The organism is Rhizobium redzepovicii, assembly GCF_019793435.1.
Lineage (GTDB): Bacteria > Pseudomonadota > Alphaproteobacteria > Rhizobiales > Rhizobiaceae > Rhizobium > Rhizobium redzepovicii.
In genome coordinates this window covers 122,346-135,402 of sequence record NZ_JAILYH010000008.1, presented here as the reverse complement: position 1 = coordinate 135,402, position 13,057 = coordinate 122,346, and the positions used below count along the sequence as shown (strand labels likewise).

The window sequence follows — 13,057 nt, the reverse complement described above, 5'->3', positions numbered from 1 at the left end:
TCAACGAGGAATTCGCGAGGAAACGGGAAGAACTGATGACCGAACCGGAAAACCGCTGCCGCCTTGTGCTCATCGTACCCGATATTGCCGATGCCGATGAGCAGGCAAGGATCGTTGCCGGCGCGCTGAAGGGCGGCGATGTCGCTTCGGTGATCGTGCCGCAGTACGGGCTCGACGACGGTACCTTCCAGAAACATGCGGAGAAACTGGTGCCGCTGATCCAGGATGCCGGGGCGGCCGCCCTGATTGCAGGCGACAGCCGCGTTGCGGGACGGGCCAAGGCCGACGGCCTGCACCTTTCCGGCAATGCCGAGGCACTTTCGGAAGCGATCGAAAAACATGCGCCGAAGCTGATCGTCGGCGGCGGTAACGCAGCCGACCGGCACAATGCGCTGGAGATCGGCGAAGCCAGGCCGGACTATATTTTCTTCGGCAAGCTCGACGGCGATATCAAGCCGGAGGCACATCCGAAGAACCTTGCGCTCGGCGAATGGTGGGCCTCGATGATCGAGATTCCCTGCATCGTCATGGGCGGCACCGATCCGGCCTCGGCGCTTGCCGTCGCCGAGACCGGAGCGGAATTCGTGGCGCTGCGGCTGGCTGTCTTCGGCGAGCCCAACCGGGCGCCGTCTATCGTCGCCGAAGTCAACGCGCTTCTCGACGAAAAAGCGCCACGGTTTGAGGATTGAAATCGCGCTCATGCCGATCCCCACCGCCCGCCTGTTGAATCTTATCCTTGCCAGCATGGCCGCCTTGGTTGCGGCCGGGCCGGGTGTCGTCTTGGCGCAGGCCACCGACAGCGTCATCAGCCAGCCGGGCTCGGCGCCAGCATCGACCTTCCGCACCGACCGCCCCTCTGTCCCGGGTGTGCGGCCCTCCGATGGTGTCGGCGTGTTCGACCGCATGGGTGCGAAGCTGCCGGACCTGCCGCCGGAGAAGGATTACAAGGGACCTGTCGACGAGGCTTACGGCGCCTTCCAGCGCGGTTATTACCTGACGGCAATGGACAAGGCGCTGCCACGCGCCCAGCTCGGCGATGCAGCGGCGCAGACGCTGATCGGCGAAATCCTCTCGCAGGGGCTTGGTGTCAAGAAGGACATCAAGAACGCCGCCTTCTGGTACGGCAAGGCGGCCGAAGGCGGCGATGCGGCGGCAATGTTCAAATATGCGCTGATCCTGATGGAAGGCCAGGGCGTGCCGCGCGACAAGGTCAAGGCCGACGACTACATGCGTAAGGCCGCCGAGGCCGGCAATCCTTCGGCGGAGTTCAACTGGGCGCAGCTTGTCATCGCCGATCATCCCGGCGAGACGGGACTGAAGCTCGCGCTGCCATTCTACGAGAAATCGGCCGAGCAGGGCATTGCCGATTCGCAATATGCCGTGGCGCAGATCTATGCGACGCTGAAGGACTTGCCTGTGGAAAAGAAGCAGCTCGCCCGCGAGTGGATGGCACGTGCGGCGCGCGCCGGTTTCGACACCGCTCAACTTGATCTCGGCATCTGGCTCGTCAACGGCGTCGGCGGGCCGAAGGATTACGTCAAGGGCTTCGAATGGCTGAAGCTTGCCGCCAATGGCGGCAATGTCGTTGCTCAGAACAAGCTCGCCCATCTTTATATCAACGCTATCGGCACGGCGCCGGATCCTGTCGAGGCGGCAAAGTGGTACGTCCTGTCGCGCCGGGCAGGGCTCGCCGATCCCTCGCTCGAGGATTTCTATCTCGGCATTGAGGATGATCAGCAGAAGGCGGCGATCGAGGCCGCCAACAAGTTCCGGCGGCGATAGATTACAGCATCTTTTGCGCGTCCCAAGCGGGAACGTTTTTAAAACAGCGCGTCGGCGAAAAGATCCTCGTCGCTTTCGGCTTTGACGGTCTCGGCGGGCGCCGGGGCGCTGTCTTCGCTCGCCGGGATGATGTCGCGGTGAATGCTGCGCTCCTGGACCATCGTATAGTGTTTGAAGATCTTGCGGTCGAGCGGAGCGATCGCATCGGTAAGATCGGAGATATCGGCGACCTCGGTGCCGGCAGCGCTTTCGAGCAGATCGGCACAGCTGGCAAAGACTTCGCCGAGATCGCGCTGAAAATCGAGCTTGCCGATCAGCAGGCTGATCTTGGTGGCGACCTCGCGGCCGTTCTCGGCGAGCACCTTCAGCTCATTTTCCATCATATTGGCTGCGGAGCGGATATTGCCGACAGCTGATGTCAGGCTTTCTCCGAGACCGCCGGTCCCGACATCGGCGGCGGGGGCGACGCGCCCGGCCGCGGCCTCGAGTGCCGGCAGGCCGGTGACGATAGCGTCGGCAGATTCGTCGAGCTTGCCGGCGAAGATGCGCAGCTCGGCGGTGACGACGTTGATGGACCTGCCTTCCTCGCCGAGGCGGCTGCAACGCAGGTTGGTATTCAAAGCCATATAGTGAATGTCGGTCTTGACGGCGCGGATGTTGGCGATCGCTTCGGAGAGCTTGGCTGCCGTGCCGATCGTCGACTGGCTCACCTGGTCGGCCTGGCGGCTTGTCGTGTCGACCTGCTTGACGATTTCGTGGGCGGCCGAAACGCTGGATTCCAGCGCGCGCATGAAATTGCCGCCGGCTTCGCCGCTCTCACCGCTCATCTGATCGCGCAGCTTGAGGATCTCCCGCATGTCGTGGTCGAAACTGGCGATCGTCTTGACGACATTCTCCGAATCCCGCTGGAAATTGGCGCACATGTCGCTCATCTGCGCTGCTGTGAGATGGTGGATGACGTTCTGCAGGCGCTTGCGCGCGCCGGCATCGAGCTTTGCGCCCTCCTCGCCGGCAAAGAATTCCTCAAGCAGCGAAAGGGTGGCCTGCACATGCTCGATGCGTTGACGGGTGATGTCGCCGATCTGCAGGGCAGAGAGCGTCGAGGCGACCTTGCTCTGGACGCCGCGGGCAATCGCGCCGACCTCGCGGGCGACGACGCCGAGATGCTTGCGGTGTTCGGCGATCTTGGCGGCATCGTCGCGCAGGGCGGCGGCGACGGCTGGAACGGTATCGGCATAACCCTTGGAGACACTGGCGCCGAAGGAGGCGGCGAGTTTGACCTCCTTGTCGAGGCTGTCGAGTTGGGTGGCGAAACGGTTGACTTCATCGGTGCCGGAATAGATTCGCTCCAGGATCTCCTGTGCGAAGCCGGAGAATTCCGCAAGACCGGCGCCGGTGATCTTCACGGTGACGGCGAAGGTTCTGAGATAACGCATCGTCTCCTGCATGTCGGAGACATGTTTGCGCAGTTCCCTGCCGGTCTGCGCCAGCGAGACGAGTGCCTCCTGGCGGTTTTCCTCGGTGACCGGCAGCGCCGTCAGGTTCTCCACCGTGACACGGAGATCGGCGCCGGTATCGCTCGACTCCCCATTGTCGAGCGCGGCGGTGACACTCTCAAGAGAATTCAACAGATGGTTGAGAACATCCATCACCGAGAGCAGTACCCTGCCGCCTTCGAGAAAACGTTCCTCGACCCGGCTGCGGGCGGATTCCAGGGTCCGGCCGATGTCCCGTCCGGATGTGCAGGCTGCAGCGGTCGGCGATACCAGAGCGTGTGCCAACATTTATCCCTTTTCTTAAACACAGGCATATTCGACTCTCGTTTTACGGGCAGGATGAAAACGTCCGGTAAACGCGCCGGACTCGTCACCGTTGTGATTAACGAAAGATGTGGATGGGCGTCGGTCCAAATCGAACATCTAGTTAATATTGCTTAACTTGTTGCTTTTATTTCATTTATCTCTAATTTTTGAGAAAAAAATACAACTTATTCCGGATGAGAAATTGGGAGTCCGAGGACTCGTTATACGACAGTTTCATACAACCGCTGTTTACCCTGCATTAACGCTACCGTGAGAGTCCTTTAAAGGTCGTCAAGTATTTCTCCGGCCAAGGGGGCTGCATTGGATACTCCTAAGCAATATTGCGAATCTATAAATTTGCCTGATGGGCTAAGTATTCGTACGACGTCCGAACTATATTCAAAGTTTACTGACGCAATTCGCGCCAACGATGCAATCACAGTTAGCATTCCCGAAAGTGCGGAAGCGGATCTGAGTTTCGTTCAACTCATCGAGTCCTCGCGCCGTCAAGCAAAAGCTGAGGGGAAGACATTCAAACTATCTACGCCTGCAAGCGGCTCGGTGCTGAAGGTACTTGAACGCGCAGGTTTCATCGAATCCTTCGATCAAGAAGATTCCAAGTTCTGGTTGCATAAAGAGGTGTAAGGTTATGAGTGCAAATATCCTGACTGTTGACGATTCCGCTAGCATCCGCCTGACCACCAAGGTCACGCTGAGCAATGCCGGTTACAGCGTCACCGAAGCCGCCGACGGGGCCGAGGGCCTGGCGACGGCCAAGGGTGGCCGCTTTGATCTGATCGTGACTGATCTCAACATGCCGGTCATGGACGGCCTGACGATGATCGAGGAACTGCGGAAACTGCCCGGGCAGGCCGGCGTCCCGATCATCTTCCTGACGACGGAATCGGATGCGGATCTCAAGGCTCGCGCCAAGGCCGCGGGTGCTACGGGTTGGCTGACCAAGCCGTTCGACCCCGAACATCTCGTGAAGATCGTGAAGAAGGTTCTCGGACGATGAGCACGCTCGATCCCGTTGCCGTGTTCCGCATGGAGGCTGCCGAATGCCTTGAAGCGATTGAGGCGGGTCTTCTCGACCTGACCCACCAGCTCGACAACAAGGATCTCGTCGACGCCGTGTTCCGCGGGCTTCACACGCTCAAGGGCTCCGGCGCGATGTTCGGTTTCGAGGCGCTCGCCGCCTTCACCCATCATTGCGAAACCGCCTTCGACCGCGTCCGCAAGGGCGAGGTCGCGGCGACCAGCGAACTCGTCGCCGCCGTTCTTGCCGCCGAGGACCATATGCGCGCCCTCGTCGACCAGCCAGACGCCGATCACGGCGATACTGGCAGCAAGCTTCTGGCGCAGCTGCAGGCGGCCGTCGGCGGCAGGCCGGCGGCGCCGGCCGCTGTTGCCACACCCGCAATCGTGCGTGAGGTGTCGACGAAGAAGAAAAGCAGCTGGCGCATCCGCTTCAGCCTGCCGGCCAACTCGATGGCCAACGGCACCAACCCGCTTGGCCTGCTGGACGAGCTGCGCGACCTCGGCGAATGCACCGTGCGCGCCAACACCTCGGCCATTCCGCCTCTTGGCGAGCTCACGCCGATGGAACTCCATATCTCCTGGGACGTGATGCTGACCAGCGAACAGGACCGCTCGGCGATCGACGACGTCTTCATCTTCGTGCTCGACGATATGGAACTCAGTGTCGAGGAGATCGACGGGCCGGCCACGGTAGATGTTGCTCCGATCGAGCAAAAGGCAGCACGTCTCCCCGTCGCCGCAGTCTCTGCGGCTGTTCCCGAGTTTCGTCCCGTCGAGGCGGTGCCGGCGAGGCGCGAGCCGCCCGCCGCCGTCAGCCAGGCGAAGGCGGCTGAGAATGTCCGGGTTCCCGCCGAGCGTCTCGACGAGCTGATGGACCGCGTCGGCGAGCTCGTCATCGCCCAATCGCGTCTCAGCCAGCTTGCCAGCGCCAGCGCCGATATCGCGCTACGCTCCGTCTCGGAAGAAATCGAACGCCTTTCCGGCGAGTTGCGCGACACGATGATGGTGCTGCGCATGGTGCCGGTCGCCACCCTGTTCTCCCGTTTCCGCCGCCTCGTCCACGATCTCGCCCGCGAAACCGGCAAGGTGATCGAGTTGGTGACGGAGGGCGAGAGCACCGAAGTCGACAAGACCGTCATCGAGCGGCTGGCCGATCCGCTGGTGCATCTGGTGCGCAACTCGATCGATCACGGTCTCGAAACGCCTGCCGACCGCCTTGCCGCCGGCAAGACCGAAGCCGGCACGGTGATCCTTTCGGCTCGCCAGGCCGGCGGCGAGGTGATCATCTCGATCAAGGACGACGGCCGCGGCATCAACCGCGAACGGGTTCGCGCCAAGGCGGAATCCTCGGGCCTTATTCATCCCGGCCAGCCACTCTCCGATTCCGAGCTGCTGCAGCTGATTTTCGCTCCCGGCTTCTCGACGGCGGCGGCGATCACCAATCTATCTGGTCGCGGCGTCGGCATGGACGTGGTCAAGAAGACGGTCGAAGCGCTTCGCGGCGCGATCGACATCGTCAGCGTGCCGGGACAGGGTTCGGAAGTGTCGCTGCGCATCCCGCTGACGCTTGCCATCATCGACGGCCTGCTGGTGCGTGTCGGTTCCGGCCGTTACGTCATCCCGCTCTCGGCGGTCGAGGAATGCCTAGAGCTGTCGCTCGAGGAAGATCTCCGCTCGCGGGGCCGCAGCTTCATCTCGCTGCGCGACAGCCTGGTGCCGTTCCTGCGCCTGCGCGACCTCTTCCGCACCGGCACCAAACCCGACGTGCACCAGAAGGTCGTCGTCATCTCGACCGGCACGGAACGTGTCGGCCTCGTCGTCGATCAGATCATCGGCGACCACCAGACGGTCATCAAGTCGATGTCGAAACTGCATAACGACGTCGCGACCTTCTCGGGCGCGACCATTCTCGGCGACGGCAGCGTCGCTCTCATTCTCGACGTCGGGCACCTGGTTGCCGCGGGTCAGCAACAGGAGGCGCAATTGCGTGTAGCAGGATGAGTGCAGCAGCAACAGCCGAACGATTCGACAATCACTGGAGCTATGCCGAGGAAGTCGAAGTCCTGACTTTTGATCTCAATGGCGAAACCTTCGCGCTGGAAGCGGTCATCGTCCAGGAAATCCTGGACCTGCTTCCTGAGACCGCGGTGCCGGGCAGCCAGCCCTTCGTCGCCAGCGTCATCAACTTCCGCGGCAAGGTCATTCCGCTCGCCGATCTGCGTCTCGCCTTCGGGATGGAAGCAGCAGAGGCAACGATCGACAGCCGCATCATCGTCATCGAGATCGACCTGCAGGGCGAGCAGACGCTCGTCGGCCTCAGAACCGACAAGGTGAACGAGGTGACGACACTTGCAAAATCCGCGAGCGAGGCGCCGCCGAGCATCGGCATGCGCTGGCGCGCCGACTACATCAACTGCCTGGTGAAGAGGGGCGGAGAGTTTATCATTCTCCCGAACCTGCAGGCCATTTTTTCATCGAGGCACAAGGCGGCGGGAGCCGCCAGTTGACCCGGATGAATTCAAACTTGGGGGTTTGACGATGCGAATGACAATTAAGACGAAACTGGTGACGGCGTTCACGTTCATCATTCTGATGCTGGTGGGTACCGCCGCCTACGGTGTCCTCAGCCTTGGATCGCTGAACGACACGATCGATAGACTTCTCTCCGGTCCGGCAGCTCGTCTCGATCTCGCGCAGCAGATCAACATTGCCCAGCTTGAGGCCATCCGCCAGCAGAAGAACCTGCTCACCGCCCGGACCGCTAATGAGACGGCCGGTTCGATTGCCAAGGGCGATCAGGCCCGCAAGGACTTCGCCGACGCTTTCGGCCAGGTGCTGGCGCTGGCAACGGAAGAGGGCAAGGCGCGCTGGGCGCGCATCGCCGAGCTTTCCAAGACCTTCAATGCAGCCGACGATCAGATCCGTGACTATGTGAAAGCCGGCAATGCCGAAAGCGCGAATACGATTTCCGTCACCACGGCGCGGGCCGCTGCCAACGACATCGACGCAACGCTCAGCGAAATCCTGACCCTTGAAAAGCAGCGCATGAAGGCTGCCGACGACGGTGCCGAAGCGCAATATATGACGACGCGCACGACGATGGTTGCGGTGGCCGCCGCAGCTCTGCTGATTGCCGCCGTCACCGCCTTCTGGATCGCCAACTCGATCAGCAAGGGCCTCAACCGCGCCAACATCGTGGTGCGCGAAGTGTCGGAAGGTGATCTGACGAAGATGGCCGATATCACCAGCCACGATGAAATCGGCGAGCTTCTGGGCAACGTCAACACGATGATCGAACGCCTGCGCGGTGTCGTCGCCGACGCCTTGTCGGCTGCCGACAACGTCTCTTCCGGCAGCCAGCAGCTTTCGGCAAGTTCGGAACAGGTGTCGCAGGGCGCCACCGAACAGGCCGCTTCGGCTGAAGAGGCTTCCGCTTCGATGGAGCAAATGGCCGCCAACATCAAGCAGAATGCCGACAATGCCGCTCAGACGGAAAAGATCGCCCGCCAGTCGGCCAAGGATGCCGAGATGAGCGGTGAGGCGGTGACGCGCGCTGTCGATGCCATGCGCACGATCGCCCAGAAAATCAGCATCGTCCAGGAAATCGCCCGCCAGACCGATCTGCTGGCGCTCAATGCTGCCGTCGAAGCGGCGCGTGCCGGCGAACACGGTAAGGGCTTTGCGGTCGTCGCTTCGGAAGTGCGCAAGCTTGCCGAACGCAGCCAGTCGGCCGCGGCCGAAATCAGCTCGATGTCGAGCGATACGGTCAAGGCCGCTGCCGATGCCGGCGACATGCTCGGCCGTCTGGTACCCGATATCCGTAAGACGGCCGAACTGGTCTCCGAGATCAGTGCGGCCTGCCGCGAACAGGACATCGGCGCCTCGCAGATCAACGAAGCGATCCAGCAGCTCGACAAGGTGACGCAGCAGAATGCCGGCGCTTCCGAGCAGATGTCGGCAACTTCAGAGGAACTCGCCTCCCAAGCCGAAGAACTGCAGACCTCGATTGCCTTCTTCAAGGTCGATACGGCGGGCAGCCCGCGGCCCGGCATCAACAAGGTGCAGCCAAAAGCGTCGCCCAAGGGTCTCCTTTCCTCTGCCTCTGTCCGCAAGTCCGCTCCGCAGGCCTACGGCCAGGGCCGCGGCCAGACGGTTTCGGCTCAGCAGCAGCGTCTCAAGGGCTTTGCTCTCGACATGTCGATGGGCGGTCCAGACGCTGGCGATGACGACTTCAGGGAGAGCGCATAGGCGCTCCCCCAAAGCGCATAAGTGCTTTCGCCAACGTGATCCTCGGGTTGCCCCAGCGACCCGAGGCGGGAATACCCCCCAACGCGTGTAGGCGTTGGTGCTGCGATCGATAGATGTCGGCCACCGGGAAGCGAATGAGTCGCTTGTCCCCTTTCAGACACATCCTTCCAAGCTCGACGTCCCGCCAGGGGGACATGTTTCTCTCCATTCGTTTTGACCGCAAATCGGGGGTATCACATGCGTTTCACCATCAAACTCAAACTAGGCCTTGCCTTCGGCATCATGACGTTGCTGCTGATCGGCATCGCCGTCTACGGAAGCATGAGTCTCGGAACTTTGAATGATGCAAGCGCCCAGATGATCAACGGCTCAGTCCGTCGTCTGGAGCTGGCACTGACCGCCAATGTTGCCGAAGTCAACGCCATTCGTTCCCAGAAGAACGCACTTCTCTCCACGGATCCCGAAACTGCTGCCGCTTTCTATAAGGACGCCGACCAATACCTGCAGGAGATGTTCGGAGCTGTCGATAGCGGCCTTGCCATCGCCTTGCCGGAGGGGAAGCCATATTGGGAGAAGTTGCAGACGATTGGCGCGAAGTTCCGCGAAAGATCCGCCGAACTGCAGCAACTTGACGCAAGAGGTGACCAAGCCGGCGCGCTGGCGCTTTCACTGGGTGAGCTGAGAACAATGACCGACGATATGGGCACCGCAATCGCGGCTCTCGTCGAAATCCAGCGCAAAGGAATGAAGGCGACCGCCGCGTCAAACACCGAGCTCTATGGCTCGACCAAGCTGATCCTCGGCAGTGCTTCCGGATTTGCAGTGCTCATCGCGCTCGGCGCCGCCTTGTGGATCACCCTTGGAATCAACCATGGTCTGCGAAAGATCACGATGGTCGCAAACGCTGTCGCAATCGGTGACCTCAACCAGAAAGTCGATGTCAAGACCAACGACGAGATCAAGGATCTTATCGATACGGTTAACGCCATGACCGCCAATCTGCGCGCCACGGCGGCCCTTGCCGACCAGATCGCCATGGGTGACCTCAGCACCGATGCAAAGCCGCTGTCGGACAAAGATGCGCTCGGCATCGCCATGCAGAGCATGATCTCCAACCTTAGAACCACCGCCGGCATCGCCGATCAGATCGCAAACGGCGACCTGACGGTGTCCCCGAAGCCGCTCTCCGACAAGGATGCGCTGGGCCTCGCCCTGGAGCAGATGGTCGAGCGCCTGCGCGGCGTCGTTGCCGATGCGATCTCAGCGGCGGAAAATGTCTCTTCCGGCAGCCAGGAGCTTTCAGCAAGCTCCGAGCAGGTATCGCAGGGCGCTACCGAACAGGCGGCTTCCGCCGAAGAAGCTTCTGCCTCGATGGAAGAGATGGCGTCGAACATCAAGCAGAATGCAGATAATGCGGCTCAGACGGAAAAGATCGCCCGCCAGTCGGCCAAGGATGCGGAAGCCAGCGGCGAGGCCGTTTCCCGCGCCGTCGATGCCATGCGCACGATCGCCCAGAAGATCGGTATCGTTCAGGAGATCGCCCGCCAGACCGATCTGCTGGCTCTCAATGCCGCCGTGGAAGCAGCGCGTGCCGGCGAACACGGCAAGGGTTTTGCCGTCGTCGCCTCCGAAGTGCGCAAGCTTGCCGAACGCAGCCAGTCGGCGGCCGCCGAAATCAGCTCGATGTCGAGCGATACGGTAACGGCCGCCCAGGAAGCGGGCGAAATGCTTGGCCGCCTGGTGCCGGACATCCGCAAGACGGCCGAGCTGGTTTCCGAGATCAGTGCGGCCTGCCGCGAACAGGATATCGGCGCGGCGCAGATCAACGAGGCGATCCAGCAGCTCGACAAGGTAACCCAGCAGAATGCCGGCGCCTCCGAGCAAATGTCTGCGACCTCGGAAGAGCTTGCGAGCCAGGCGGAAGAGCTGCAGACGTCGATCGCTTTCTTCAAGGTCGATATGGCGGGCGGACACCGTGAGCGCGCGCCGGTGGCAAAGGCTGTCGCCCGCAGCCGGCCTCAGGCCGCCCCGCGCAAGCCGGCCACCAAGACGCCGGCCAATACGGTCGCCGGCCAGCAGGCCCGCGTGAAGGGCTTTGCCCTCGACATGTCGATGGGCGGTCCGGACATGGCCGATGACGAGTTTCGGGAGAGCGCGTAGGTACTCTCTGGGGAAAGCGCATGAGCGCTATCCCCTTCGCAACTGTGATGGGCCAGCCAGAATGGCCCGTGACGCAGGCTTTCGGCGCTTGGGGAAGCGACACGGAAGTTTATTCATGTCCTCCGTCGGTTTCGCCGGATGGGAATTTCTTTGCTGCATGATGCCGCGCCAGTTGGACCATATTTATTGCTTCGCTCTCTGAGAGGAATATTGAGATGCGTATTACGATCAAACTCAAACTCGCGGCTGCATTCGGCTTTGTCATATTATTGCTGGTGGGCAGCGCGGTTTATGGGATCTTCAGCCTCAGCTCGCTGAACGATGCCGTCAGCGATCTCATTGCCGGTCCTGCAAAGAGGCTGGAACTGGCTCTGGAAGCGCAAACTGCCGAGCTCGACGCTGTTCGTTGGCAGAAGAACGCTCTTCTGGAAATGGACCCCGAAATCGCCAGGAAAGACTATCAGAATTCGGCAAAAAGCGTGGATGAAATGCTCACGCTGGTGACAAGCGGCCTACAGCTGGCAACCGCTGAGGGCAAGCCTAGCTGGGACAGGCTGGTCGAGCTTGCCAAACGTTTCGATGAAGGCTCCAACAAAGTCGCCTCCATACAGGAAAGTGGCGACAGAGCAGGCGCCGTGGCGCTTTCCTCAGGGGAGGTTCGCGCCCTCGTCGCGGAAATGGAAGAGGTTTTCGGAAGACTCGTCGGGCTACAGCAGAAGGCGATGGCGCAGGCCGATAACGACACCGATGTTCTTTATAGTTCCACGAAGAACATGTTGATCGGTCTCGCAATAGGCGCCTCCGTCATCGCTTTTGCCGCTGCGCTGTGGATCGCGTTCGGCATCAACAGCGGGCTGCGCAAGATCATCGACGTTGCCGGCGCCGTCGCAATCGGCGACCTGAATCAGAAGGTCGAGATTAAGAGCAACGACGAGATCAAAGATCTGGTCAAAATGATCAACACGATGACGGACAACCTTCGCGTCACCGCTGACATCGCCGCGCAGATCGCCGGCGGCGACCTGACGGTGTCCCCGAAGCCGCTGTCTGACAAGGATACGCTGGGCATTGCACTCGAACAGATGGTCGAGCGCCTGCGCGGTGTCGTCGCCGATGCGATCGTGGCTGCAGAAAATGTTTCGGCCGGCAGCCAGGAACTTTCGGCAAGCTCGGAGCAGGTATCGCAGGGCGCCAGCGAACAGGCGGCTTCGGCCGAAGAGGCCTCCGCTTCGATGGAGGAAATGGCCGCCAACATCAAGCAGAATGCCGACAATGCCGCGCAGACCGAGAAGATCGCCCGCCAGTCGGCCAAGGATGCTGAGATGAGCGGCGAAGCGGTGTCGCGCGCCGTGCAGGCGATGCGGACCATCGCCGAAAAGATCGGCATCGTCCAGGAAATCGCCCGCCAGACGGACTTGCTGGCGCTCAACGCCGCCGTGGAAGCCGCGCGTGCCGGCGAACACGGCAAGGGCTTTGCCGTCGTCGCTTCGGAAGTGCGCAAGCTTGCCGAACGCAGCCAATCGGCGGCCGCCGAAATCAGCTCGATGTCGAGCGATACGGTAACGGCCGCCCAGGAAGCGGGCGAAATGCTTGGCCGCCTGGTGCCGGACATCCGCAAGACGGCCGAGCTGGTTTCCGAGATCAGTGCGGCCTGCCGCGAACAGGATATCGGCGCGGCGCAGATCAACGAGGCGATCCAGCAGCTCGACAAGGTAACCCAGCAGAATGCCGGCGCCTCCGAGCAAATGTCTGCGACCTCGGAAGAGCTTGCGAGCCAGGCGGAAGAGCTGCAGACGTCGATCGCTTTCTTCAAGGTCGATACGGCAGGTGATCGCCAATCCCGCCTGCCGGCCGCCAGGGTAACGGTCCGCAACCCGGCGCCGGTCGCCGGCCGCAGCCTCGGCGGCAGGAAGCTCGCCGCCAACAGCATCGCCGGTCAGCAGGCGCGGGCAAAGGGCTTCGCACTCGATCTCTCCATGGGCGGTCCCGATGATGGGGACGTCGAATTCAAGGAAAGCGCCTGA

10 protein-coding genes are annotated in these 13,057 nt (G+C 61.6%); 9 read left to right on the top strand and 1 reads right to left on the bottom strand.

Annotated features, from left to right (window positions below; all coding sequences use genetic code 11):
- Positions 1–35: 35 nt before the first annotated feature.
- Positions 36–689, top strand: a complete 654-nt coding sequence (locus K6N12_RS14625; protein ID WP_097628781.1) for a thiamine phosphate synthase — start codon at positions 36–38, stop codon at positions 687–689.
- 10 nt (positions 690–699) lie between these two features.
- On the top strand, positions 700–1,782 hold the full coding sequence (locus K6N12_RS14620; RefSeq protein WP_097628782.1) for a tetratricopeptide repeat protein: 1,083 nt from the start codon (positions 700–702) through the stop codon (positions 1,780–1,782).
- A 38-nt stretch (positions 1,783–1,820) separates the two neighbouring features.
- Here K6N12_RS14620 and K6N12_RS14615 read toward each other — a convergent pair whose 3' ends face one another.
- Entirely contained in the window at positions 1,821–3,563 is a 1,743-nt protein-coding gene (locus tag K6N12_RS14615; protein WP_179867174.1) for a chemotaxis protein, read from the bottom strand.
- Positions 3,564–3,905: 342 nt separating this feature from the next.
- On the opposite strand from K6N12_RS14615, the gene K6N12_RS14610 reads away from it, so the two are divergent.
- The 7 genes from K6N12_RS14610 (at position 3,906) to K6N12_RS14580 (ending at position 13,057) form a co-directional block, all read left to right on the top strand.
- Entirely contained in the window at positions 3,906–4,229 is a 324-nt protein-coding gene (locus tag K6N12_RS14610) for an STAS domain-containing protein (protein WP_131711047.1), read from the top strand.
- Between the two features lie 4 nt (positions 4,230–4,233).
- On the top strand, positions 4,234–4,602 hold the full coding sequence (locus tag K6N12_RS14605; protein ID WP_003585726.1) for a response regulator: 369 nt from the start codon (positions 4,234–4,236) through the stop codon (positions 4,600–4,602).
- Positions 4,599–6,626, top strand: coding sequence for a chemotaxis protein CheA (locus K6N12_RS14600; RefSeq protein WP_097628785.1), 2,028 nt, complete (start codon positions 4,599–4,601; stop codon positions 6,624–6,626). Before K6N12_RS14605 ends, K6N12_RS14600 begins: the two co-directional genes overlap by 4 nt.
- Complete coding sequence (locus tag K6N12_RS14595; RefSeq protein ID WP_097628786.1) at positions 6,623–7,132, top strand: chemotaxis protein CheW; 510 nt, start codon at positions 6,623–6,625, stop codon at positions 7,130–7,132. Before K6N12_RS14600 ends, K6N12_RS14595 begins: the two co-directional genes overlap by 4 nt.
- Positions 7,133–7,163: 31 nt before the next feature.
- Positions 7,164–8,873: a methyl-accepting chemotaxis protein gene (locus K6N12_RS14590; protein ID WP_097628787.1), complete on the top strand. Its 1,710-nt coding sequence runs from the start codon at positions 7,164–7,166 to the stop codon at positions 8,871–8,873.
- Between the two features lie 237 nt (positions 8,874–9,110).
- Positions 9,111–11,033 (top strand): HAMP domain-containing methyl-accepting chemotaxis protein, encoded by a 1,923-nt coding sequence (locus K6N12_RS14585; RefSeq protein ID WP_131711045.1) that lies wholly within the window; start codon positions 9,111–9,113, stop codon positions 11,031–11,033.
- Positions 11,034–11,248: 215 nt separating this feature from the next.
- Positions 11,249–13,057: a methyl-accepting chemotaxis protein gene (locus tag K6N12_RS14580; RefSeq protein ID WP_131711044.1), complete on the top strand. Its 1,809-nt coding sequence runs from the start codon at positions 11,249–11,251 to the stop codon at positions 13,055–13,057.

Excerpts from the sequence above, each read along its gene's own strand:
- K6N12_RS14605 (WP_003585726.1), top strand. The coding sequence starts at position 4,234 with ATGAGTGCAAATATCCTGACTGTTGACGATTCCGCTAGCATCCGCCTG.
- K6N12_RS14600 (WP_097628785.1), top strand. The coding sequence starts at position 4,599 with ATGAGCACGCTCGATCCCGTTGCCGTGTTCCGCATGGAGGCTGCCGAA.
- K6N12_RS14625 (WP_097628781.1), top strand. The coding sequence starts at position 36 with ATGACCGAACCGGAAAACCGCTGCCGCCTTGTGCTCATCGTACCCGAT.
- K6N12_RS14620 (WP_097628782.1), top strand. The coding sequence starts at position 700 with ATGCCGATCCCCACCGCCCGCCTGTTGAATCTTATCCTTGCCAGCATG.
- K6N12_RS14595 (WP_097628786.1), top strand. The coding sequence starts at position 6,623 with ATGAGTGCAGCAGCAACAGCCGAACGATTCGACAATCACTGGAGCTAT.
- K6N12_RS14590 (WP_097628787.1), top strand. The coding sequence starts at position 7,164 with ATGCGAATGACAATTAAGACGAAACTGGTGACGGCGTTCACGTTCATC.
- K6N12_RS14580 (WP_131711044.1), top strand. The coding sequence starts at position 11,249 with ATGCGTATTACGATCAAACTCAAACTCGCGGCTGCATTCGGCTTTGTC.
- K6N12_RS14585 (WP_131711045.1), top strand. The coding sequence starts at position 9,111 with ATGCGTTTCACCATCAAACTCAAACTAGGCCTTGCCTTCGGCATCATG.